Genomic DNA, 25,417 nt, shown 5'->3' with positions numbered 1-25,417 from the left:
CGACGATTCCTCCTAAGATTGAAATTTTATATTTAGAACCAATTTATTGCTTCTGGTTTTAAGTTTTGAAAGATATGCTTCGTTTCTTGATATTCTTCTAATCCAGCTCTGCCAAGTTCTCGGCCAATTCCAGATTGTTTAAATCCGCCCCAAGGTGCATGCGGAAAATATAGATTGTATTCATTAATCCAAACCGTTCCCATGCGCATCTTTGCTACGCAACGCTCCGCCTTAGCAATATCATTTGTCCATACGCCACCAGACAGACCGTAAATTGAATCATTGGCTAGATGAATAGCTTCTTCTTCTGATTGGAATGTTTCTACGGTAATAACAGGACCAAAACCTTCGTTTTGAACTACCTTCATATCCGTTGTACAATTTGTGAGTACGGTAGGAAGATAAAAGAAACCTTTTTGTAATTGAGGGTCACTTGGGCGATCTCCGCCAACCGCAACGGTAGCTCCCTCCTGTTTACCAGTTTCCACATAATCAATAACTTTATTTAAATGCTCCTCAGAAATTAGCGGTCCCATTTGTGTTGCCTCATCAAAACCGTTACCTAGCTTAATGTCCATAACTCGTGTAACAAGTTTCTCAATAAACGCATCATGAACGCTTTCCTCAACGATTAATCTTGTTCCGGCAGAGCAAATTTGTCCTGCGTGAAAATAGACTGCATTTAGTGCTTGATCTACCGCTGTATCAAAATCAGCATCTGCAAAAACGATATTTGGGTTTTTTCCGCCAAGTTCAAGTGCTAAATTTTTCACGTTGGAACTTGCTGCTTGCATAATTTTCTTACCAGTTGCAATACCTCCAGTAAAGGAAATAAGATCAACTTCTTTATTAGCAGAAAGTTCAGCACCTACGGAATGTCCTGGTCCAAGTACTAAATTAACGACTCCAGCTGGAACACCTGCTTCCTCCATTAATTCAAACACCTTAACGGTAGTTAGTGGTGTAATCTCACTTGGTTTCATAATAAGTGTATTGCCTGCTACTAATGCAGGAGCAAGCTTCCAGGATGCTTGTAAGAGCGGATAATTCCAAGGTGTGATTTGTCCGCATACACCAACAGGTTCATGTACGACCTTACTTATCGTATTTGGAATTGGCGAGTCAATAATTTCTCCGCCATTTTTATCTGCTAGTTCAGCATAATAGTGAAAGACACCAGCAATATCCTCCATATCTCCACGACTTTCTTCAACTGTTTTTCCAGTGTCAAGTGATTCTAGCTTAGCTAATTCCTCTTTATCTCTTTCAATGAATTGAGCAATGGTCCTAACAATGTGCCCTCTTTCTGTTGCTGGTGTTGTTGCCCATTCCCCAGAATCAAATGCCTTTCTTGCAGCTTTAATGGCTGTCTGTGTGTCAACTTCATCACTTTCCGTAACTGTAGCAATGACTTCTTGATTAAAAGGATTAATAATGTCTCGAGTAGCATTTGTTTTTGATGCTACCCATTCACCATCAATATAATTTCGTTTGCAGTCCAAAGGGAAAACCTCCTCCATCGTTAAGTTTGTTAAATATTTATTTAACGTTTTGAACAAAACTAATGTAACATGTTGCTTTATTGTTGTCAAAGTGAATACGTATAATTGTTAATATGAGAATTTGGTTATAGAAACTGCTGAAAAAGGTAGTAAGCGGTTTTCTTTTTAATGTATGGGTTTAATTAAAAATACACTAAACTTTTCTTATTATTATTTGACATATTTCGAGGATACGTTACCATTAAGTTTGTAAAATAAATTCTTAACGTATTAAATTTTTTTAAAAATAGGAGGTGACGGAATGGCGGCTTCAAATGATGACATGGCTAGGGAGAAGCTGGAAGAGGCAAAGGGATATGTCATTGAAACTATCGCCGAAACGATGGATGTTTATGGTGTAACACCAGCTGCAGGAAAGCTTTATGCAACGATGTATTTTAAGGATCAAATGAATCTCGATGAAATGCGAGAGGAACTTGGGATGAGTAAGCCAAGTATGAGCACAAGTGTAAGAAAGCTACAAGAAAATGAGATGGTTAAAAAGAAATTTCAACGTGGATCTCGTAAACATACGTATGCGGCCGAAAAGAATTTCTTCCATTCGTTTATGTCTTATTTTTGTCAATTATGGGACCGAGAGGCAAAAATGAACATGGAGGCAATTAAACAGGCTGAATTTGAATTAGATCAAATTTTTGAAGATGAAAATGTATCAGCAGAGCTAGTTGATGAAGCACGTAAAATTTATGAACTGCTTGATCAGTCAAAAATATATTACCGCTGGCTTGAACGGTTGGTAGCAAGCATACGATCAGAAGAGATATATGAGTTTTTACCAAAAGATCCAGACGATAAAAATACGTGATGGGAGAGGATTAGACAATTTATGCGTTTCATTAAAAGTAAACTTCTACTAATAGGATTAGCATTCGTCGTTGTATTAGCAGCATGTGGAGATAGTGCAGAGTCAGATAAAAAAGGTTCCGGAGATGCCAAAGAGGATGGAACTGAGAATAAAGGTACCATTGAAATGGCACAGATCAATTGGGCTGAAAATATCGCTGTAACCAATATGTGGAAAGTTATTTTGGAAGATCAGGGGTATGAAGTTAATTTGAAATTGCTTGATATGGGTACAATTATGAAAGCATTGGCAGAGGATGAATTGGATATTAATCTAGAGGTATGGCTACCAGTTCAGGATCAGGCCTATCTGCAAGAGTATAAAGATGAGGTTTTCTTTTCAGAAGAAACTTGGTATGATAACGCAAAAGTTGGTCTTGTTGTCCCAAAATACTTAGAAAACATTAATAGTATAGAGGATCTAAATAAACATGCAGACATGTTTGAAGGTGAAATTACCGGGTTTGATCCAGGGGCAGGTACGATGGAAGTAACAGAGGATTTAATTAAAGAATACGATCTTGATTATGAATTATTGCCAAGTTCTGAACCAGCTATGATAACGGAAATTGCAGAAGCTATTAAGAATGAAGAACCAATTGTTGCACCGCTTTGGAGTCCGCATCGTGTCTTCTCACAGTATGATTTAAAATACCTGGAAGACCCCAAAGAGGTTTATGGTGGCGTAGAAAAGATTCATCATGCAGCTCGTCAAGGATTTGCAGAAGATTTTCCAAAAGTTAGTAAGTGGATGAAAGATTGGAAAATGGATGATGATTCCATTGGGGAATTAATGACCTATGTCAAGGACGCTGATGAACCGATTGATGGTGCTAGGAAATGGGTCGAAGAAAATCAAGATTTAGTCAATCAATGGATAAAGGAATAGGAATAACATCCAAAGGGAGCACAAGTGTGGCTCCCTTTTTTATAAGTTAAGAAAGTATAAAATCAGTGCAATGACTGCGTTAAGCCAAGTAGTTATTTTGAAATGTTTGATGTATATTGGCAATGCTCCGACGAATTACTTCGCTTTCCGCGGGCACGGCCTCAACTAACTTTGCAAAGAAGAACACGTTGCAAAGTGGATTTTCGGCTCGCGCAATTCCCGCAGGAGTCTACGTAATTAGTCTCCGCTATGAGAAGGTGCAACAATTCTTGTCATAAGAAATAGGTTGACTTTTTTTACAATGGGTAAAGTGAAAATCGTTATCTGTGAGTATAAAAGCAGCTGTGTTACTTCATGCTAGCGTTGTAGAGCCTGATAATAGCGAAGGCCGGCCACTTCAACTCCTGTGGGAAATGTTTGACCTGAAGATCCACTTTTTTGAGCGGGTTTTGCTAAAAAAGTTAGCTGAAGGACAAACCCCACGGAAAGGGAAGTGGGCAGCTGGAGTGGTGGTCAAGCAAGCAGTAGCTATTATTCCATAATAGCTACTAGAGGAAGCGTAAATCTGAGCATTTAGTGATAAGGAATGAGCGAATTTTGCTCCGTTTTTCTTATCTCTGTAGCAGTATATATATCACGTATATAACTGGCAGTAAGCCCTCATTGATTGAAGTTTCACTTTATGGCATCTTGACTTTAAAAACAAGTTGGAATTATTCTATTATTAATTCAATTTGTTGTTTAGTAAAAATCGAGTAGGAGGGAACATCTAATGAATCAAAAGAAAACGAATTTGCTCCGTGAGCGTTTATTGCATGGATACAATCAGGAATTAGATTATGGAGGGGTATCTGGTGAGCGAATTGCTGATCGTTTAAACGAAATAGCTACTATTGGTCGAACTGAAGATGGTGGGTCCAATCGTCCAGGGTATTCAAAAGAGGAAGTGGCTGCTCAAAATAAAGTTGCCATGTGGATGAAGAACGCAGGACTAGAGGTGAAAGAAGATGGTGCTGGGAATTTAATTGGAAGACTAGAGGGTAAAGAAGCTACACGTCCCGCTATTATGAGTGGTTCCCATGTGGACAGTGTACCAAATGGTGGCCATTTCGATGGAGTGCTTGGTGTGATTGCCGCATTAGAGGTAGTAGAGGCATGGAATACTATAGGATATCAACCAACGAAACCCTTTGAAGTAGTGGTGTTTGCTGATGAGGAGGGGGCGCGGTTTAATGGTGGGCTGAATGGAAGTGAAGCAATGATTGGAAACTTTAATATGGAAGAGAAAAAACAGTTAGTGGATAAGGAAGGATATAGCTTTGAAGAAGTTCTAAAACAGGTTCAATTAAGTGTGGAAGGCTATCAGAATGCGAAACGGGATATGAACGAGATTGAATTATTTGTAGAGGTACATATTGAGCAGGGGAAACAGTTGGAAAAAGAAGGGCTGCCATGTGGTGTTGTGACAGGAATTGCTGGGCCTTGCTGGTTGGAGCTCACATTTTTAGGAGAAGCAGGTCATGCAGGAAATACACCGATGAAAGATCGAAAGGATGCTCTTGTAGCCGCAAGTGAATTTATCTATCAAGTGAATAAGCTACCCAAAGAAATGAATGATACTGCTGTTGCTACCATTGGGAAACAACTCGTAGAACCAAATGGTGTAAATGTTATTCCGGGCAAAGTAACTTTATATGTTGATATTCGAGATATTTATCAGAATACTAGAGATGTATTAGTGGATAATGTTTTAAATCTAGCAGAAGCGATTGCCGATAAGCATCATCTTATGTTTAACTATGTAGAAAAAACGAGGGTGAAGCCAGTACCGATTATGAGTGATAAGCAGGAATTATTAGCAGAAACCATCGAGGAAATGGATATGAAACCTTATAAGTTACCAAGTGGAGCTGGACATGATGCCATGATTATTGGCGAAAAAGTTCCAGTAGCCATGCTATTTGTCCAAAGCAAGAATGGAATTAGCCATAATCCTTTAGAATGGTCTGATTTAAGTGATTGCGTACAAACCATACATGTGTTGAAAAATTTTGTAGAAAAGATACAGTAAGCATATTTAGTGGATAACCGACAAGGGGGGAGGTAACCTTTTAATTCTGTTTCTGTATCTTCTCTGTCAAAGCGTTCCATATGATAATAATAGGTAGCTTCAGGAATACCCACAACAAGAAGAATACCTTTTAATCGGAATCCTTCTTCTTTGAGTTCGAATGCCACCTTTGCCTGTGCTTTTCGTAGAAGGCATTCGGATTCTCCCGAAAAGCTTTTAGCTTTTTTAAGTAGGCATTCTCTAGCCTTAGTAGTTCGTTCTCACGTTCTAACGCTTCTTCACGTGTTCTCTTTTTTGCTTCCTGCTTCTTCTGATTAATGGGTTTTTTAGGCATAGAAGGACGCCCCTTTCGTTTTAATTCCAGGCCTTCCTTACCTTGTCTGCGAAATTTTTTCATCCAGAGTTTAACAATGGACGAATTGCTCAACTTAAATTGAACAGCAGTTTCTGTATAAGAAGCACCTGTCTCTAACATAAATTGTATCGCATCTAATTTAAATTGAACAGAATACTCCTTCTTTGTTTTTCTCCGTTCTAGTCCCTTCATACCGTGACGCTCATAGTTTTTCACCCATTCATATAGTGGTGTAAAGCTACTCATATGATATTTTTTGGCTAAGGAACGATATGAAAGATTTCCATCTATATACTCGGTGACAACCTTCCCTTTAAATTCTTCACTATATTTAGCCACAAAAACACCCCCTGAAATTAGTTTTTCACTCTAACTTCAGGGGGTCGATACCTTATCGTTCGTTTTTTATTGTATCTTCATTCTTTTGTCTCAGCCTCTCATAATAAACCATCTTGTTCGAATAGAAAATTGTATGGGATATCGATAAAAATAAATTGTTGTTCTGAGATAGGATGGGAGTATGTCCTAATTCGCTCGTCTCTCTCTATATCTGTATATAAATCAGAAAGTATTCCTTTTTTCTCCATATTCATACGTACAATATTTTCAAAGAAGTACGGGCGCCAGCTCCAGTTTTTTTGTCGTCCTTCGTTACGCAATTCCCATTCACCATCCAGATTCTTTTCCACGTTGGAGGATAATTGAAAGCCTGCTTCATTACAAATATATACTCGAAATGTAAATGCATCACAATCCTTAGCAACGGTCAGGATTGTTTCGTCATAAGGGGCATCTGGATTTATTTTTTTCAAAGTTGTTCCTAATTGTTGATTAATTCTATTTGTCAAATCTAACTGCGCTTTCATTTTCTTATGCTCAAATGTTATAAAATGGTGGAAATCTTTCTTAACTTTATCCTTACAGTTGTCTGCTGATATAAATTCAGGGTGTATCTTTTCCAAATAGCTTCCTTGATAATAACGACCACCATTTCGCCATGCATAATTTAATTGTTGGAACGTTGTAATGCCTTTAAAGAGTAAGGTTGCGCCAATTTTACGAGAAAGCATAGATAATAAATGGTGTACATCTTGATACAATTGAGGTAGGTCATCATCTTGTAGAAATGCTACATCTACTTTTATTATATTGGGTTTAATGATAGCTAATTTATCTAGGTTACCATTACGTTGACCAACGTCATCAATTGCGATTTGTAAACCATATGTTTGTATATATGCAAATAAATGCTTTAGTTCATAGATATGATCTGTGACAAATGACTCAGAAAATTGTAGTATTAAATTTTTTAGCATCAGTCCCTTTTCAGCATAAGTATTTAATAATGCCATCATGCTATCGCCATCATCCTTGAGCAATAAATTAGCATCATAATGAATAAATAAAAATTGGGACTGATCCGTACATATATACTTATCTAATACCTTATGAAGCACCGCATTACTTAGCTCTAATCGGAATTCGCTCGGTATCGATTCATCTTTTACAAACCAACAGAGGTTATGTAATTCTTTGTCTTCTCCTTGAAAATAAGGTATAACTTCATAGCCAATAATTAATTGATTTTCTGCACTTATAATCGGATCGAAGTATGGAACGATCTGATCAAGCTTCATCATGATATCTAATGGGTCCATACGTATCAACTCCATAATTGTCCTTTATACCCCATAGTATAGCATGTATGAATACGATTTTCTCCTAACATAGCCTATAATAATAACCAAGTTTTGCTAAATGAAGAAAGTAGAGCTTCTGTATTTTCTGTAAAAATAGAATAACTATCTTAGATTTGTTAGTACGATAACTTTTCATTTTCATGCATTACAATATTCTTATAGATATCTAAAAGAGGTTGGAACGAAAGAATATTTAGATATGTAAAACCCAAACTTTATCTGAAATAGTTTAGATGAAGTTCGGGTTATTGTTATGGTTATAGGTAGTTCATTCATTGCTAAGTCAAAATGCTTCGCTTTTCGCGGGGACGTATTAGCTTCCTCAGAAAGCAAAGAACGCTTTCCTGCGGGATTTTCAGCTCACGCTTTTCCCGTAGGATAAGGAAGGCTGCGGTAGCGATACATTGCACGCAGAAAAAGCGTTCTTCTTTTTCAAGGAGTCTACGAAATTTGACTGCGCTTCGTATGAACATTTATTTTATCGTTCAGCTTTTGGGTTAACTATTTTAGTTTCGCTTATATATTCTAAATAACTTAAGATAATCTGTGAACTGACCAAATCGTTCCAGTTGCATCTGTACCGCCTAGATCGACATTAATAGTTAATCCATCTGCGACATATTGAATAGCAATGACATCCCCAGCATCTAATTCTACATCTCCTTCTAATGTTACTTGGCCGCTTCCTAGTATGGCCCTTAATGTTAGCAATAGAACAATGTCTACGTTTAGAACGGGAAATAACCCTGTAATTAAGTCTGTAGTAACTGGTGATATTCGTTGGACTACTAAAGCTGGATTTATTCCTGCTCCTAATGAAACAGTAATAGCTGCTGTAGTTGAGTAACTGATAACAGCTTTTATAGAATATCGTCCTGTTGCAGGAATGGTATATGTTCCAGCTACTTCGTCAAATCCTGCTGCATCATAAAAAGGACTCACTACAGACCAATTGTCCAGTTGGGTATCGGCAGCTACAGTTGTAGGGACCCTGTTAGCGGAAAAGCCGATATCTGTTACAATATCTCCCGTTGCGCCAGTAGGTCCGGTAGCGCCAGTAGCACCGGTAGTTCCAGTGGCCCCCGTAACGCCAGTAGCGCCGGTAAAGCCAGTAGCACCGGTAGGTCCGGTAGCGCCAGTAACGCCAGTAGCGCCGGTAGGTCCGGTAGCGCCAGTAACGCCAGTAGCGCCGGTAGGTCCGGTAGCGCCAGTAACGCCAGTAGCACCGGTAGGTCCGGTAGCGCCAGTAACGCCAGTAGCCCCAGTAGCGCCGGTAGGTCCGGTAGCCCCAGTAATGCCAGTAGCACCGGTAGGTCCAGTCGGCCCAGTAGCTCCAGTAGGACCATTTTCACAACATGAAGGTAAATTAATTTCATTTATGATGTTTAAGTTACCACATCGACAGTGGTTATAGTGTTTATTGCAATTAGTACAATAGCTATGATTTATATCTTCATCGTAGCTATCAATATACTCCACATGTAATTCTTTGTTTTTGCAATATGAACAGTTATTTTTATTAGCAGGACAATTACATCTTTTATGGTAAAATTGTGGAAATTTACTGCTCGACATCTTGTTCCCTCCTCTAACAAAAGCTGGACTTCTATATTCTATTAAAAGAAAAAAATGACGGTGTAATTCAAAACCCTACTATCCGGTAAAATAATGTAAAAGTTTACATCTTATATATGTAGGAAATACGTATGTGAGAGAGGAATTTTAGTGGAATTCAAGAAAATTAGTATATTTGTCAGGAGCTTATTATGGCAGTATAATTTTCTGAATATTAAGCTTAACACTAATTTATAACAGAGATTATTAGAAAAGGGTCTTTTATAGAATGTAATATTCATTTCCAAAAAAGAAGCTTACACAGATGACCGTGTAAGCTTCTTACTAATTGTTTACATATCTACGTCCAATTTGTTTGCTTTATTTTCCTTTGCTTTTTTAAGAACAAAAAAGTAAGCATCACTGTAAATTGCACCTATTATAAATGATAGACGAAGCTCTAAACGGAAACCAATTTCCGCATTTAAGATATAAACAAAAACCATATAACTCATAAAAAATGGTTGGAACCATCGATTAAATATACATAGTTGCAATTCAAAGTGCGATTTCGGCTGTTGCTTAGTTTGCCCAAGAGAAGTATCTTCAAAGAAGATTAAAGTCAATTTTCGTTAAGGAATAAGAAGTGATAAACAACGGAACGGCTATGGCTAATCGGTTAAACACTTTTTTGTTTAAGGTAGTCAGCAATAACAGAACGAGCGGCACGAAACGCTGTATCTCCTGAGGTTATTGGCAGTACAATGGCTCCAAGAACTGCTATTGTACCGGCAATGGCACCTAGAATATGCGCTCCTCTATTTCGAATAGATATCACCCTGTTAAATAGTTGTGTGCTGCGCCCGCAAATATGGTTATTATTATTTATTTCTCAAACTAAATTCGATATGATATTATCGTTAATTATTGGATAATTTTAGTATAAAGAAGTCCTTCATCAAGTTTCACTAGCTTTAACCTATTGGTTTTTTTAATATAAATTGATTTATATTTTATTTCACCATTCTTTTTAAAAAGGATAACGCGCTTATAAAGATTATCTTTTGTTATATCCCAATCCATTTCTTTCATGTCGACCACATCGCTAATAATGGGATATTCAACTAAATCATGTAATGGATGATCTGATTGGTGAGAGAGAGGTGCTTGTTCGGTCTTCTTACTCACTAATGATTGATAGCTTCCATTACATGAAGTAAGTAATAGTAAACTAATTACCAGAACACTAATTTTCATTTTTTATCCAACTCCTTTATTAACAAAATAAGGAATTAATCTGAGATTTTGTTAAGTGTTAAATGAGAATTTGCTTAGAATATTCGCGTTCTCGAAAATATCTCTGTATTTTTTCACTAGATTCACTGTAATTAAATGCAATACAAAGAAGTTGGGAGTGAACTAAAGAAGTTCATAACAGATCCATGTACAAATAGTAACGACACATATACTGCACATGGAACTATTGTTAGGAGTTATCAAACCGCTTGTCCTTTTTGCTTTGCTTAAAATTTTTCGGTATTCGTTAGTTGTTTTTATTAATCGTTTATCTAGACATGCTATTAGGGAGCTGCGTTTTTGGACAACTACTTATTTTGCTAGTAACTAAGTAAATAAGAATGGATAATATCATTAAACAAAAGGTAATATTTTGTGATATACCAATAATGTTATTCCAACTACTCATACCATTTATATACAATTGTAAAAGCAAGCCTGCAAGTAAGATTAATAATACAAATGGTGTTTTTCTTAGGAAGAACCCAATAACACCACCAATAAGCCCTCCTAGCGCAGAAGCTCCATACCACTCTACATATGTAGTAATAGGCGTTGAGATTGCATTATCATCATAAAAATAGCCAATTACAAAATAAAATGTAATTGCAACAATTGTATAAATGACTGCAAATAAAGCTGCTTCCTTCAAGCTTCTTGAAAATGTATAGCCTACAAACATTGCTAGTATAAACCACATTGGCAAGGAGTTAATCATAATGGATAAATAGGAAATAACAAATTTAGTAAATGATATGTCACCAAGCAAAAATAAGTTATCAGATATAACAGAGGTAGTTCCTACAATCAAGCCTACAATGATAGTGAAAATAGTGAAATGTTTCCAGCCTCTTTTTTGAACTTGTTTGTCTCCCAACAATAACTCCCCCTCTCATTTATCATTTTACGCTCCCTTTATTCTATTATAGAAGAATTATGTAAATTATTACAATTGTTCCTATAAATTTCCTTAATTAGTACACTTTATCCCACTTCGGTATAGGAATCATCGTCTATCTATGGATTTTATATGGCTGACTTATATTTTTTCATAACTCTAAACTTGTCTTGCACATGTAGCATGTATGGTATGTTAGTATTTTAGTGAAAAGGGAGGATGGGTAATGAATATAGAACAATGGCAGAAATGGGTAAAGGATTATTATAATCATCGAGGATGGTCTGATTTAAATGTATTTATTCGAATCGGTTTTCTAGCGGAGGAAACTGGGGAAGTAGCGAGAGCGATAAGGTCACTAGAAATCGGTCGTGATCGTCCCGATGAAGCAAATAATACTTTCGAGGAAAATAAGCAAGAATTAATAGAAGAACTGGGGGATGTACTGGGCAATGTTACAGTGATTGCTAACAAATATAATATTTCGTTAGAAGAAGTATTTCAAGTACATAAGGAGAAATTGTCTAATCGCTATCTAGACGATGAAGAATAGTATATTTGTCATTACATAAAAAGTAGCTGCAGCGTTGTGGCTACTTTTTGTATTTATTCATCATACAACAAGACATGATGCAGGACGCATTTCAGTATTATTGCACATGGATTTTTAATAAGAAAGGTTAGCAGCGATAAATTTGAAAAGTTTAATCTGATGGGCTAAATGAAGGGAACAGGCTATTTTCACTTGTTGGTATCACATACTGTAAAGCATCATATATTCACTCGTAGTCAACTATTGATTGTCCATCTCCTCTTTTTTGAATAATTCTATTTTTAGAGAATAGAATCTATTGTAGAATCATGTGCTTTTTCAAGCATCGAAAGAGGAGGTTTACATCGTGGGAAAAGAGAGTGAACGGAAACATGAGAATAAAAAGCAAGAGCAGTTGAATGAATTTGTAAGGGATAACTATGGAAAGATTATGACTACAGAAGAAAGTGTTAAAGTTTCCAATGATGAGGATACGTTAAAAGCAGGGATTAGGGGACCGCAGCTTTTAGAAGATTTTATGATGCGTGAAAAGATGACTCACTTTGATCGCGAGCGTATACCAGAGCGTGTTGTTCATGCTCGCGGTTATGCAGCCCATGGTTATTTTCAGGTATATGAGTCTCAAGAGAAGCTAACAACGGCAAAGTTCTTGCAGGACCCATCTGTAAAGACACCTGTTTTTCTTCGTTTTTCTCAAGTAGCGGGTTCAAGAGGTGTGAATGAAACCAATCGTGATGTACGAGGGTTTGCTACAAAGTTCTACACAGAAGAGGGGAATTTTGATTTAGTAGGAAATAATATTCCTGTCTTTTTTATTCAAGATGGTATTAAGTTTCCAGATCTCATACATGCTGTAAAACCAGAGCCTCATAATGAAATACCACAAGGACAAACGGCACACGATACATTTTGGGATTTCATTGCAAATAATCAAGAATCAGCACATATGATGATGTGGATTATGTCTGATCGTACGATACCTAGAAGCTTTCGAATGATGGAAGGGTTTGGTGTACATACCTTTCGCTTCGTAAATAAAGAGGGAACATCACGGTTTGTAAAGTTTCATTGGAAACCGAAGCTAGGGGTTCATTCTTTAATTTGGGATGAAGCACAAAAGCTTGGAGGGGCTGATGCTGATTATCATAGACGAGATTTATGGGAGAACATTGAAGCAGGCAATTACCCAGAATGGGAACTAGGGATTCAAGTACTTGAAGAAGAGGATGAATTTAATTTTGATTTCGATATTTTAGATTCAACGAAAATTTGGCCAGAAGAAGATGTTCCTGTTCAAATCATTGGAAAGATGACGCTAAATAAAAATGTTGATAATGTATTTGCAGAAACGGAGCAACTAGCACTTCATCCAGGTAATATTGTTCGAGGTATTGATTTTACGAATGATCCATTACTGCAAGGGCGTTTGTTTTCTTATACAGATACGCAGTTTTACAGAGTAGGAACCAATTTTAAAGAACTGCCAATAAATCGACCTATTTGTCCTGTTCATAATAACCAGAGAGATGGTGCTGCTAGAATTACTATCGATAAAGGGCAGGTTGCTTATCATAATAATTCCCTTGCGAATAATACACCTTATACAGTACCAGGTAGTAAAGGCGGTTATGTAACCTATCCTTCCACAGTCGAAGGCATAAAAATTAGGGCAACAGCAAGGAGTTTTATGGATCATTTCTCACAGGCTCGTCTGTTCTGGAATAGTATGACAAAGGTTGAACGAGAGCACATCATTGATGCATTTAGTTTTGAATTAGGGAAAGTCAATAGTATATCTGTAAGACAACAGGTAGTAAATATGTTAGGACGTATCAGTAGTAAATTGGCCGCTAGTGTGGCTCGAAATGTTGGTGCAGAGATTCCAGATGTTGAAGCGTCGACGGTAACCAAGAAATCACCAGCTGTGAGCATGGCAAATACAATATTTCGTCCTGATACGTTGCGTGTAGGTGTAATTATTGCCCAAGGATTTAACGAGAGCGTAACGAGGGCAATATTGAATCAATGGAAAGCAGTAGGACTTCAGCCAGTAATTATTGCTAAAGATTTAGGAACGGTCACAGGGGAGAACGGGGAAAAGTGGAAGGTGGATAATAGCTTTTTGACGGGTTCTCCTCTTTTATATGATGGATTGTATGTTGTCGGTGGAGATCATATGGGAAATGATTTTATTTGGAAAACAAAATCCTATGTTGTAGAATCTTATAATCACTATAAACCCATTGGTGCTTCTGAGGAAGCTTCTACCATTATTGAATCTTTAGGCATAGATGGTCAGCCTGGTGTGCTAATAGAGCAGACACCAGAATTGTTTGCAGATGAATTTATTAAAGCAATGACGAAACAGCGCTTTTGGGCAAGAGGTTAGATAAAAGTCCTATTGAAAAGGATACTATAGAAAGTTGTGCGTGACTAAGCACCATTCATATTTGTATGATCATATGAACAAAGCTCTTCTTCAATAGAGGAAGGGTTGGACTATAATACGCCTACGGAAGAAGGACGTTCGTACACGAAAAGCAAATAGTTGTAGCGTAAAAAAGAGCTTGTAGATAACCAAGAGGTTCCTCCTATAAGCTCTTTTAGTTATAAAAAAATAAATACTAGTCATCCTTTCTATACGGAACTAATGAAGCGTTCTTCCTATAGGATAAAAACGACATCTTTTAATAATTTACACCAAGTAAATTATTTGTCAATTAAACAACTTAAATGATATACTTCATCTGTAAAACAAATTCTTTTCTAAGAAGGGATGAGGAACATGGGTCGATTAGATAATAAGGTAGCGTTAATTACTGGAGCTGCCAATGGCATGGGAGCAATGGAAGCAAAGCTATTTGCTGAAGAAGGAGCAAAAATTATTGCAACTGATATTCAAACAGATCTATTAAATAAAGTAATAGATGATATAAAGGATAATGGTGGAGATGCAATAGCCTTTCAACATAATGTTACGTTAGAGGAAGAGTGGAAGCAGGTCATTGCTGAAGCGCTGAAAGCATATGGGGAAATTGATATTTTGGTAAATAACGCTGGTGTATCTAGCCCAGAAACTATTGCTACAATGGAAATGAATGAATGGAATAAAGTAATGGATATTAATTTGAATGGCTGTGTTATAGGGATGAAGTATGTCATTCCAGAAATGCAAAAACAAGGTGGAGGATCTGTCATTAATATTTCTTCTATCGGAGGAATTGTTGGAATGGCTGGGACAAGCCCATATACTGCAGCGAAAGGTGCACTTCGATCCTTATCTAAGTCAGCAGCAGTAGATTATGCAAAAGATCATATTCGCGTTAACTCATTGCATCCAGGAATTATTGAAACACCGATGACAGCACCTTCTATGAAAGATGCGATGCAATACTATCAAACATTTACACAGCTTCCTTATTTAGGTAAGCCAGAAGATGTGGCATATGGCGCGTTATTCCTTGCATCTGATGAATCTCGCTTTATGACGGGAGCTGAGTTAGTTATCGATGGTGGTTGGACCGCTTTATAGAAGTGTAGTCAATGCTTTCTAACATAAATAAAAATAACCCAGTTAGCACATTGCTGGGTTATTTTTATTTATAAGGACCTTTAACAGATAAGTGAAGTAAGATTTGTGCCATTTTTTCTTTCGAATAAGGATAGTTGTTATTTATCCACCAAACGATGACTTCAAAATAGGCAGCTGTTGTATATACAATAATAACTTCTCTTGGTGCTGCTATTGTTTCATCGTTAGGAGAGACCATCGAAAGCCCTGCTTCAATAAAATGATAGAGTTCTTTTTTGAAGCCTGTAGCGAAGGGAGATCCTGTATTTTTAGCAAGTAGTGATTCATAAAAAGCTTGATTATCGAGGATATGCTCAAACAGGCGGATAAAGATCGTATAATTATCCAGATTCATATCTTTTAGCTCTGTCTGCGATTCGTTAACCTCTAACTTCTCATGAAAGTCCTCAAGTATTAAATTAGAAACATAGTGAACAAATTGATCAAGATCATCGAATCGGAGATAGAATGTTTGTCTTGTTACTCCAGCTTTTTCACAAAGATCCTTAATGGTTATTTCATGTATCTGTTTTTCTTTCATTAAAAGAATAAGGGATTTTTTTAAAAACGCGATGGTTCTTCTTATTCTGGGATCGCCAGTTTTTTTCTTCTTCAAATTCACCCAACCTCAAATCCTAAACTGCAAAAATTCCTATAATTAGTATACTTGTTCAAGCAACATAGATCAAAGAAACAACTTGTTTAATAAACAGAATTATACAAAAATTAAAAAGGATATACATTTACCTAAAAATAATTCCGATAAAACACATATAGAGGTTGTGAAGTATCTTATCTGAAAAGGGGTTTGGGTAGATGGAAAAAATAATGAATTTTAAGCATATAAAAAATAAGCTATATGTAAGCTTTTCAATTGTTATTATTTCAAGCTGTCTCTTAGGTATATATAATTTTATTTTCGTAGGCAAAACAAATCATCAAGTGGAAGAGATGATTGAGCAAGATCTACCGTATGTTAGCGTTGCTGAAGAAATAAACGCAAATTTGGCACAGCAAACGGGGCTAGCTAGAGGATATTTACTATATAATGCAGCTGATTATAAACAGCGATACGAAGCAATAAAGGAAGAAAACAAAACGTTAGAAGAACAGCTTGCCAAAAATGGTAACGATGAAGAGATTAAAGAACTAATACATATGAAAAACCAATGGGAAGAATCGGTAGAGTCAGTATTTTCTATTTATGACGCTGGAAATAGAGAACAAGCAATGACGAAGATGACAAGCGAGGTAGAACCATTAGAAAGTGAATTTCGGTCAAGGCTAGAAGAGTCTCTTACAGTAACGAAGGAAGAAATTACGGATGACGGGCAATCGATTATAGACGATGGGAAATCTACTCATATCGTTATAATTGTAGTTACCGTGTTAGTAGCCATCATAAGTATAACTATAGAACTATTTATTGTTCGTATTATTTCGAGACCAATCTTTAACGTAACAAAACGAATGAAATTAATCGCAAAAGGTGAGCTTCATCATGAGCCTTTACAAACATCATTAAAGGACGAATTAGGGCAGTTAATAAATGCTACCAATGAAATGAATCAAAATACGAATCAACTTCTGGGAAGAATTGGTTCCGTTTCTGAGACGGTAGGTAATCACAGCGAGTCATTGTCACAAACAGCGAATGACGTAAAAGCTGGATCAGAGCAAGTAGCAACTACGATGCAAGAGTTGTCAGCTGGATCGGAAACACAAGCAAACAACGCGAGTGACCTTGCCTTGAACATGGATAACTTTACAACAAAGGTTCGGGAAACAAATGATAAAGGAGCACTTATACAACAAGCATCAAATGAGATTTTAACGATGACTGAAGAAGGAGATTCAATGATGAAATCTTCTTCTGCCCAAATGGTCAAAATCGATGAAATTGTTAAAGATGCTGTTCATAAAGTGAAGGATCTAGACGTGCAATCACAGGAAATATCTAGTCTAGTAAATGTAATAAGAGACATTGCGGATCAGACAAATTTATTAGCATTAAATGCTGCCATCGAAGCTGCACGAGCTGGAGAACATGGTAAAGGATTTGCTGTAGTGGCAGATGAAGTAAGGAAGCTTGCTGAGCAGGTAGGTGAATCTGTAACAGATATTACAAAAATCGTTTCTAATATCCAACAGAATTCAACGCTTGTAACGGAATCTTTACAAGGAAGTTATACAGAGGTAGAAGAAGGGACATCACAGATTAAATCAACTCAAGAAACATTCAATGGAATTTCTATGTTTGTTACGGAGATGGTTCATACAATAAATAGCATGGCTGACAATCTAGCAGAAATGACTTCAAATAGTAATAAAATGAATGAATCTATTCAAGAGATTGCGTCTATTACGGAAGAGTCGTCTGCAGGTATTGAACAGACATCTGCAGCAGCTCAGCAGTCTAGTAGTTCAATGGAGGAAGTAGTCGATAGTTCACAGCAATTAGCAAAGCTTGCTGAAGACTTAAATGAACTTGTAAAAAAATTTAAACTACGATAATAGAATATATTTAATCGTTTAAAGCTCTCGAGTTATCACGAGAGCTTTTTAGGCATTTGCATCCGTTTTATTTTTAAGTACTTTTAGGAGTATCCATTGAATAATTCCTCCAATACCTAAGCCAATTGGTAAAAATAAGATTGGCAACCACATAGGACCGATTAAGTGCCCAAATAATGTAAGATTAGATGAAAATATTAAACCTACTGTTACAAAATATGCCGAGAACACAAGAGGAAGATATGCAAACGGCCTTTTTCCACCACCAGCATCTCGATAGGCATCCCAAATACTAAAAAAATATAGACAAGGATAGAACATCAGCCATAGATAATTCGTTGCCTCGATTGCTTCTTCGATTCTAAAGTGAAAGCTTAAAATAATAATCTGGTTAAAGTTCCCCATGATATTAATGATAAATTCTAGTCCGACTAACAATAAACCTTTTACGTACTTTTGGTTTAATAACTGGCCAAAACCTGGTAATGCAATACTCCACAGTAGCACTTCTAATTTTCTACTCTTCTTTGATAATTTCTGCTCCATACAAAGCCCTATTTCGCTAATTCTTTACGATTAGCTGCCATTGGTGGTTGCTCTAACCAACCATTTTCAATCAGGATTTTCGTTCCATCATCTGCATATTTGGCAACTTCAGCGATTAAACGGGTATATTGTATGCTCAGGTCATGACGTGGGCTAGTAGAAAGTGCAACGCCGTATTGCCCCATACTAGATGCGATGAGGGTGGAAACAAAGGTCATCATTAATCGATCAGAAAATGGTGGCTTTGTTGAATCAGTTACCTCAGAAGTCAATAGAAGTGCTCCATCAGATAAAAAATCTTCATGTAGAATGGATGTGAATACTTCTAAATGCTTTCCTGATATATCTCTACCTCTTTCAAAAAACTTTCTAACTTCTTTTGATTGTGCCACTTGGCTAAAACCAGTAATAACTGCATGCCCTAATGCATTTCGCTTAGCATGAAAGACTAAATTGGTTATTTCCATACCAAGTAATGGCCTGCGGTCACCGAACCATCCGGAAATAAAGTTTTTCTTTTGTATAAATTCCACATTGGACTGTTTAGGAATACGTGGAGTACGAATATATATACCCTTTTCCTTTTCTAATTCTTTTGTTCGTTTATGGAGATCTTTAGCTAATTCAAGGTTCGTCGAATAATAGTCAATAACATCGTCGCGATCTGCAACGGAAAGTGCCATGCTATAAGTGCTCATCATTAGAATGGTCATGTTATGTGTGTATTCTAAATAAAGGTGATCAGAGAAAAGACGTGGTGCGTGAATATCAACATCCTCATCCATGAACCCATGTGGGATTGGTATACCCTCTGTATGAAATATTTCTTCAATATGAGCAATATGCTTTTCTACTAAAGTATGTGCCTCTTGGAGTATCTGTTGAATATCTGTATCCTCTACATGATTTAGAAAATATTGAAGTCCACACCTTGTTACGGTATCGCTTTGGTATGTAGTCCAAAGTGAAGATATATCAGCAGCAGAGAGAGCAATAGATTGATGATTTCCCAAAAGTAAAACTCCTTCCTATTATATGCGTCATTCTATACAGGTTAAATAACTATCTTTTGTAGTTTCTGTGGAAAATGAATTATTATACAGTATTTAGGGAAAAAGCAATTTGTATAAATTATTAGGAAGTAGGGCAAAAAAAGAGTAGAAATACTCTATATTGAAGGTGATGCTGTGGCTGCTCGCTCCATATTTAAAAGAAAAAGTAAAAAAGGGATAAGCGCTAATGATGAGAATTTTTCCCGGTATTTAGATGCGAATATTGACGATAACTTGGAAAGTATAAAAGAGATGCTTGATTCTCCAAATGATTTAGTTATGAGGAGATTCCATTTAGGAGAACATAAGTGCGCGATTGTTTACATAGATGGTCTTAGTGATAAGGCTACGATAGAAGAAAATGTTCTAAAAAATTTAGAGATTATCGAAAGAAATAAAAAGCTGACAAGTACAGATAAGCCAAATCTACTTGCGATTATTCATGAAGAGCTAATCAGTTTAACAAGTATTCAAAATGTGAATACCATGGATGAACTAATGCTTTCGCTACTCTCAGGTGGTTCTGTGTTTGTCCTCGATGGCGTGGATCGTGTCTTATTATTGGATACAAAGATGTGGGAAAACCGTTCGATTGAAGAACCAGTGTCAGAATCATTAATACGAGGTCCCAGAGAGGGGTTTGTCGAGAATTTACGGACAAATATGGTGCTTCTTCGCCGGCAAATCCGTGATCCAAATCTACATTTTAAGACCCATGAAATTGGTAGAAGATCGAAAAAGAAGCTCGTAGTGGCTTATATATCAGGGATTATTCATCCAGATATCTTAAAGGAAGTAAATCGTCGATTAGAAGCGATTGATACAGATGATGCGCTTGAATCTGGTTTTATCGAACAATGGATTGAGGATAGTTTTTTATCACCTTTTCCGCAGGTAGATAATACGGAAAGACCAGATAAAGCAGCTGCTGGGCTAACACAGGGAAAGTTTGTCATCATTTTAGATGGTACGCCATTTGTATTAATTGCACCTACAACAATAGGCAATACGTTTCAATCTCCAGAAGATTATTATGAGCGCTGGCTGATTGGGACATTATTGAGGTGTCTGCGTTACTTAGCGGCTTTTATTACGATGTTTCTTCCGGCATTATATATTGCATTAGTATCCTTCCATCAAGGAATGATACCATCACAGCTTGCCTTTTCCATAGCAGCTACTAGACAAGGTGTACCGTTTCCAGCTTTTGTTGAAGCTGTATTAATGGGATTTACTATGGAGCTATTACGAGAAGCAGGGGCACGATTACCGAAAACAATTGGACAAACAATCGGAATTGTAGGTGGTTTGGTAATTGGCGAGGCAGCAGTTTCCGCAGGCGTGGTCAGCCCGATTATGGTAATTGTAGTAGCATTAACGGCAGTAGCATCCTTTACACTTCCGTTGTATAGTGTAGCGATATCCTTTCGGTTAATCCGGTTTGCGTTTATGTTAGCAGCAGCCTTTTTAGGATTATACGGTATTGTGCTTGCGTATATTATGATTAATATTCATATTGTAAATCTGAAGAGCTTCGGTGTACCGTATTCAGCACCATTTGCGCCAACCTTCTTTAGAGATTGGGATGATTTAATCCTACGTGTGCCGATACCTATGCTAACGAAGCGTCCTGAATACTTACAGCCAACCGATTCGAAGGCTGGAGATAAGGAGGGGAAAAAGGTTTGAAGTGGTTCGAATATGGCGATGAAACGATTAGTGATAAAGAATTATTGATAGCCGTTCCTTCTACCGTTATTGGTGTTGGTATCCTTTCTTTACCTAGAGAAATTGCAAAAAATACAGTTTCAGCGGATGGTTGGCTAACTATTTTCATAGTTGGTGTTCTATTTATTGGCTTTGCTTGGATAATTGCAAAGCTTGCTTCTACTTATCCACATCAATCCTTTTTCAGCTATGCTTCATCACTCGTAACACGACCAATTGCTACCGTGCTTACCATTCTACTTGCGCTGCAGGGGTTTGTATTAACGGCATTTATGATACGGGTTATTTCTGATATTGCGAAGGAATACTTATTTGATCAGACTCCAGTAGAAGTTATTGCATTATCGTTTTTACTGGTTGTTGTTTATGCAATAGCTGGATCTAGAGCAGGGCTCTTCCGGTTAAACATGATGTTTTTCCCGATTATTATCTTTATAACTATGCTTGTTGGTGGGTTCGCAGTCGCTTGGTTTAGTGTTGACAATTATCTGCCTGTTTTTAAAACGGATTTAACTGGGCATTTAAAGGCAATGCAAACAAGCTCATTTTCTTTTACTGGTTCGGCCATTTTACTTTTTTATACCTCCATTGTTCGTAAGCCTAAAAAGGCTCCGAAGATGGCAGCAATTGGTATGGCTATTGTACCTGCTTTATACATCCTTATCTATCTGTTATGTTTAGGTGTATTTGGCAATTTAGCAACCGCAAATTTAAACTATCCCATTATTGAATTAGCTAAAGAAATCGAGGTTCCGGGTGGATTTTTCGAGCGCTTTGACTCTATCTTTTTTGTGATCTGGATTATGTCAATCTTTAATACAACTGCTATGTCCTTTGATGTAACGGTATTTGCCTTAGAATCTGTTTCGAAATTAAAAAAGATTCAACTAGTATATATTCTTACTCCATTAATATATCTTGTTGGCATGTTCCCTCAAGATTTAATAACGGTAGTTCAGCTTGGTAAATTTGTTAGTTCTTACAGTCTTTTAGTCACCTTATTTGTTACCGTTCTGTTAGTTATCATGTCGCTTATTAAAAGGAGAAGATCAAATGCCTAAAAGAAAGCTGGTATTCCTTCTCTATTATTGTTTGCTGACATTAGTATTAGCGGGCTGCTGGGATCGGGTAGAAATCGAAAATCGAGGCTTCGCAGTTGGATCCGCTATCGATTTAGTAGAAAAGAAAGCAGATGGTTCCTATGAGTTAATGTTGACAAGCCAATTCGTTGTTCCTTCAGGATTAGGTGCTCCGATGCAAGGAAGAGGTGGGGGACAGAAGGCGTATCTAAATATATCTGCTACTGGAGAAAGTCTTTTTCAAGTCAATCGTGAAATGGCTACATTAACTAGTCAGGTACCTTTTTACCAGCATTTAAAGGTTTTAATTGTATCTGAGGATGTAGTAAGGGAACCCAATCTGTTTGGTAGTATTATGGACTTATTTATCCGCGATCATGAAATGCGGAGAGGTATCCGTATCGTAATTGCCGAGGGGGAAGCAAGAAAGATACTAGACATAGTGCCTGACAACGAGAAAATACCTGCACTGTATTTGGATTCCTTGATGGAAAATAATTATAAGAATGCTGGATCATTAAAGCCCGTTCATATTGGAGAAGTACAAGAACTGCTATTAAGCGAACGGAGCTATAGTATCCCAGAGGTACATTTTGCCGATAAATTTATCCAATATAAAGGAGCAGCAGTTTTTTATGGTGTGACAAACGAGATGGTTGATTCCTTAATGGGTGAGGAAGCTAAGGGTCTAGCGTTTTTAACAGAAACGAGTACAGATGGGTCCATTAAAGTAAACGTAAATGGCGAAATGGTTACAGTGGAATTAAAGAGTGTAGATCGAGGTATCCAGGTGACTCCAAAAGATAAAACTGACATCGACGTAGCAATTGATATTCATGTAAATGGAAATGTAGCGGAACGGTTTGGAAAGGCAAGCGTACGTATGGATTCGTATATAAAGAAAGTAGAAAAGGCTGTAGAAGATAAAATAAAAAAAATGACTACTCAAACAAAAGATAAATTACAAAAAGAGCTAAAAGTTGATGTGATCGGTGTTGGTGACAAATTATATCAGAAACACTATTCATTTTGGAATACAGTGAAGGATGATTGGGATAAAGGAGAAAATTATTATTCTCAAAGCAAGATTAATATCAATGTGACAGCAAAGGTACAAATGGTTGGTTCATCAGATAAAGTGAAGACGACGGGAGACGATTAGCAAATGTGGCATAATCTTGTAAACAATTTACCGAGCTTCAAAACGTATATATACATGGCTTTCGCATTTCTAGTCCCGTTCGCAATATCAAAAATGAATATGAAATTTCATAAATTAGGCGATCCGCCATGGAAGAAAAAAGACGATGCAAGCAATTATGAAAAAGAATAGATTAGATTTGGTAACTTGAACATTCAGTGATACACTAATGGCATCATGGAGAAAAGAGGTATAGCAGTGAATGTTCAAGAATACATAAAAATGGATGCTACCGCTTTAGCTGAATTAATTAGGAAAAAGGAAGTAACTCCCAAAGAATTACTAGAGGTAAGCTTTCAACAACTTGATCGTGTGAATCCTAACTTAAATGCAGTTGTTCAACATAGAAGAGAGAAGGCGTTTTCTGAAGCACAAAAGGAAATATCCTTCCAACGGCCATTTGCTGGAGTTCCAGTACTATTAAAGAATACATCACAGCGATTAGCTGGAGAAAAAATCACCTCAGGATCCAGACTATTACAAACGTCTATTGCTAATGAGGATGCGCATTTTGTTACAGCTTTTCGAGATGCAGGTTTCCAGTTCATGGGCCATACGAATACACCAGAATTTGGGTTAAAAAATATAACAGAACCAGAGGTTGATGGGTCAACAAAGAATCCATGGAATCAAAACTACTCTCCTGGTGGATCAAGTGGTGGATCGGCAGCGGCTATCGCTTCAGGTATTGTCCCGCTTGCTGGTGCAAGCGATGGTGGTGGATCCATTCGCATCCCTGCATCATTTACAGGGCTATTTGGTTTAAAACCAACGAGGGGACGAACTCCGGTAGGTCCTGGGGTTGGTCGGCAATGGCATGGTGCAGCGATAGATTTTGTACTAACTCGTTCGGTTAGAGATAGTGCGAGTATGCTGGATATATTACAAACGATCCAACCAGAAGCTGCGTTTCAAGCGCAACTATTTTCAGAAGAGTATAAGCTATTTATAAAGCAACATTTACCGAAACAGTTGCGGATTGCTTTCACGACGAAATCGCCAGTTGGTACTCCTGTTTCACACGATGCAAAGATTGCCGTTATGAATACTGTGAATTGGTTGGAGGAACAAGGGTTTCATGTAGAGGAAGCAGAGCCTGATGTTAATGGAAAGCAATTAATGCAAAACTATTATCTAATGAACAGTGGCGAAATAGCAACTATGATAAACAGTGTCGAGCAATCTATTGGTCGGCCGATTGATACGGATGATGTAGAGGTGGAGACATGGTTACTGAATTTTGCTGGTCAATCCGTTTCAGCAGCTGCCTTTTCTGCCAGCCTTGCATCATGGGATACTGCCGCTGAACAGATGGCTACCTTTCATCAAAGGTACGATTTTTTTATTACACCTGCATCTGCGTATACGGCACCGAAGGTAGGAGAACTCACTTGGAGCAGTGCTGAGAAGGATCGGCTAATTGAACAGATGCAATTAGCTAGAATCGAAGAGCAGCAGGACATTATTTATGATATGTTTTTACCTAGTTTAACCTATACTCCATTTACACAACTGGCTAATTTAACTGGACAGCCGGCAATGTCGATACCTGTTTATGTATCAGATAATGGTTTACCACTTGGCGTTCAAGTGATGGCTGGAAAAGGAGAGGAGCACCGCTTGTTGCAACTTGCCTATCATATGGAAAAATCCGATTTATGGATCGGACAGAAGGGAAATCCTTATTTTAAACGGTAGCTAGAGTAATGATGTGAATAGAAAAAGGGGAGAAATAGCCTCGGTGTATAGATAGGTATGTCTCAGAAGTCATCCTGTCTTAAAAGATAACCAAACTACACCGGTATTTCTTCCTTTTTTCATAAGTTAAGAAAGTATAAAATCAGTGCAATGACTGCGTTAAGCCAAGTAGTTATTCTAAAATGTTTGATGTATATTGGCAATGCTCCGACTAATTACTTCGCTTTCCGTGGGCACGGCCTCAACTAACTTTGCAAAGAAGAACACGTTGCAAAGTGGATTTTCGGCTCGCGCTAATCCCGCAGGA

General features: G+C 37.3%; 21 protein-coding genes and 1 pseudogene. 12 read left to right on the top strand and 10 right to left on the bottom strand.

Going from position 1 to position 25,417, the window contains the following annotated elements; genetic code table 11:
* Positions 1–32 precede the first annotated feature (32 nt).
* Positions 33–1,520, bottom strand: a complete 1,488-nt coding sequence (betB, locus tag RVS70_RS15940; RefSeq protein ID WP_414617180.1) for a betaine-aldehyde dehydrogenase — start codon at positions 1,518–1,520, stop codon at positions 33–35.
* Positions 1,521–1,803: 283 nt separating this feature from the next.
* Here betB and cudC point away from each other — a divergent pair, with 283 nt between their 5' ends.
* The 4 genes from cudC (at position 1,804) to RVS70_RS15920 (ending at position 5,365) form a co-directional block, all read left to right on the top strand.
* Positions 1,804–2,367, top strand: coding sequence for a choline uptake/conversion transcriptional regulator CudC (cudC, locus tag RVS70_RS15935; protein ID WP_026679730.1), 564 nt, complete (start codon positions 1,804–1,806; stop codon positions 2,365–2,367).
* Positions 2,368–2,388: 21 nt separating this feature from the next.
* Entirely contained in the window at positions 2,389–3,294 is a 906-nt protein-coding gene (locus tag RVS70_RS15930) for a glycine betaine ABC transporter substrate-binding protein (protein ID WP_321133998.1), read from the top strand.
* 326 nt (positions 3,295–3,620) lie between these two features.
* A complete protein-coding gene (locus tag RVS70_RS15925; RefSeq protein WP_121603973.1) occupies positions 3,621–3,836 on the top strand; it encodes a hypothetical protein in 216 nt (71 codons plus the stop codon).
* 230 nt (positions 3,837–4,066) lie between these two features.
* The gene (locus tag RVS70_RS15920) at positions 4,067–5,365 is read left to right on the top strand and encodes a Zn-dependent hydrolase (protein WP_321133996.1); all 1,299 of its coding nucleotides are present in this window, start codon (positions 4,067–4,069) and stop codon (positions 5,363–5,365) included.
* Positions 5,366–5,495: 130 nt separating this feature from the next.
* Here the strand turns inward: RVS70_RS15920 and RVS70_RS15915 are convergent, their stop codons facing one another.
* From RVS70_RS15915 to RVS70_RS15890, 6 genes and pseudogenes are all read right to left on the bottom strand, one after another.
* On the bottom strand, positions 5,496–6,059 hold the full coding sequence (locus RVS70_RS15915; protein ID WP_321133994.1) for a helix-turn-helix domain-containing protein: 564 nt from the start codon (positions 6,057–6,059) through the stop codon (positions 5,496–5,498).
* A 98-nt stretch (positions 6,060–6,157) separates the two neighbouring features.
* Positions 6,158–7,378 carry an EAL domain-containing protein gene (locus tag RVS70_RS15910; RefSeq protein WP_321133992.1) on the bottom strand — a complete coding sequence of 407 codons (1,221 nt, stop codon included), beginning with the start codon at positions 7,376–7,378 and terminating at the stop codon, positions 6,158–6,160.
* 576 nt (positions 7,379–7,954) lie between these two features.
* Complete coding sequence (locus RVS70_RS15905) at positions 7,955–8,995, bottom strand: hypothetical protein (RefSeq protein WP_321133990.1); 1,041 nt, start codon at positions 8,993–8,995, stop codon at positions 7,955–7,957.
* 332 nt (positions 8,996–9,327) lie between these two features.
* A pseudogene (locus RVS70_RS15900) lies at positions 9,328–9,782 on the bottom strand (carbon starvation protein A); the annotation flags it as partial.
* 116 nt (positions 9,783–9,898) lie between these two features.
* Positions 9,899–10,231, bottom strand: coding sequence for a hypothetical protein (locus tag RVS70_RS15895; protein WP_321133988.1), 333 nt, complete (start codon positions 10,229–10,231; stop codon positions 9,899–9,901).
* A gap of 307 nt (positions 10,232–10,538) precedes the next feature.
* The gene (locus RVS70_RS15890) at positions 10,539–11,147 is read right to left on the bottom strand and encodes a hypothetical protein (RefSeq protein ID WP_321133986.1); all 609 of its coding nucleotides are present in this window, start codon (positions 11,145–11,147) and stop codon (positions 10,539–10,541) included.
* Positions 11,148–11,394: 247 nt separating this feature from the next.
* Between RVS70_RS15890 and RVS70_RS15885 the strand changes: the two genes are divergently transcribed.
* The 3 genes from RVS70_RS15885 (at position 11,395) to RVS70_RS15875 (ending at position 15,253) form a co-directional block, all read left to right on the top strand.
* Entirely contained in the window at positions 11,395–11,721 is a 327-nt protein-coding gene (locus tag RVS70_RS15885; RefSeq protein ID WP_026681849.1) for a MazG nucleotide pyrophosphohydrolase domain-containing protein, read from the top strand.
* A gap of 346 nt (positions 11,722–12,067) precedes the next feature.
* Positions 12,068–14,110 (top strand): catalase, encoded by a 2,043-nt coding sequence (locus tag RVS70_RS15880; protein ID WP_226983622.1) that lies wholly within the window; start codon positions 12,068–12,070, stop codon positions 14,108–14,110.
* A gap of 396 nt (positions 14,111–14,506) precedes the next feature.
* Positions 14,507–15,253, top strand: a complete 747-nt coding sequence (locus RVS70_RS15875) for a glucose 1-dehydrogenase (protein WP_321133983.1) — start codon at positions 14,507–14,509, stop codon at positions 15,251–15,253.
* 64 nt (positions 15,254–15,317) lie between these two features.
* On the opposite strand, the gene RVS70_RS15870 is transcribed toward RVS70_RS15875, so the two are convergent.
* On the bottom strand, positions 15,318–15,908 hold the full coding sequence (locus RVS70_RS15870; protein ID WP_205389593.1) for a TetR/AcrR family transcriptional regulator: 591 nt from the start codon (positions 15,906–15,908) through the stop codon (positions 15,318–15,320).
* 200 nt (positions 15,909–16,108) lie between these two features.
* Between RVS70_RS15870 and RVS70_RS15865 the strand changes: the two genes are divergently transcribed.
* Positions 16,109–17,806: a methyl-accepting chemotaxis protein gene (locus RVS70_RS15865; protein WP_026681853.1), complete on the top strand. Its 1,698-nt coding sequence runs from the start codon at positions 16,109–16,111 to the stop codon at positions 17,804–17,806.
* Positions 17,807–17,854: 48 nt separating this feature from the next.
* Here RVS70_RS15865 and RVS70_RS15860 read toward each other — a convergent pair whose 3' ends face one another.
* Positions 17,855–18,352: a hypothetical protein gene (locus RVS70_RS15860; RefSeq protein ID WP_034679252.1), complete on the bottom strand. Its 498-nt coding sequence runs from the start codon at positions 18,350–18,352 to the stop codon at positions 17,855–17,857.
* An 8-nt stretch (positions 18,353–18,360) separates the two neighbouring features.
* Positions 18,361–19,365 (bottom strand): DUF3231 family protein, encoded by a 1,005-nt coding sequence (locus tag RVS70_RS15855; RefSeq protein WP_026681855.1) that lies wholly within the window; start codon positions 19,363–19,365, stop codon positions 18,361–18,363.
* A gap of 174 nt (positions 19,366–19,539) precedes the next feature.
* Here RVS70_RS15855 and RVS70_RS15850 point away from each other — a divergent pair, with 174 nt between their 5' ends.
* From RVS70_RS15850 to RVS70_RS15835, 4 genes are all read left to right on the top strand, one after another.
* Entirely contained in the window at positions 19,540–21,093 is a 1,554-nt protein-coding gene (locus RVS70_RS15850; protein ID WP_321133977.1) for a spore germination protein, read from the top strand.
* Complete coding sequence (locus RVS70_RS15845; RefSeq protein WP_321133975.1) at positions 21,090–22,193, top strand: endospore germination permease; 1,104 nt, start codon at positions 21,090–21,092, stop codon at positions 22,191–22,193. The genes RVS70_RS15850 and RVS70_RS15845 overlap by 4 nt, the downstream gene beginning before the upstream one ends.
* The gene (locus tag RVS70_RS15840) at positions 22,186–23,373 is read left to right on the top strand and encodes a Ger(x)C family spore germination protein (protein WP_321133973.1); all 1,188 of its coding nucleotides are present in this window, start codon (positions 22,186–22,188) and stop codon (positions 23,371–23,373) included. The genes RVS70_RS15845 and RVS70_RS15840 overlap by 8 nt, the downstream gene beginning before the upstream one ends.
* A gap of 237 nt (positions 23,374–23,610) precedes the next feature.
* Positions 23,611–25,110: an amidase gene (locus tag RVS70_RS15835; protein WP_321133971.1), complete on the top strand. Its 1,500-nt coding sequence runs from the start codon at positions 23,611–23,613 to the stop codon at positions 25,108–25,110.
* Positions 25,111–25,417: the final 307 nt, after the last annotated feature.

This window comes from Virgibacillus sp. M23 (genome assembly GCF_034190895.1).
GTDB classification, from domain to species: Bacteria; Bacillota; Bacilli; order Bacillales; family Amphibacillaceae; genus Virgibacillus; species Virgibacillus salarius.
Note: the sequence above shows the minus strand (reverse complement) of the source record. Positions and strands in the feature narration are given on the sequence as shown.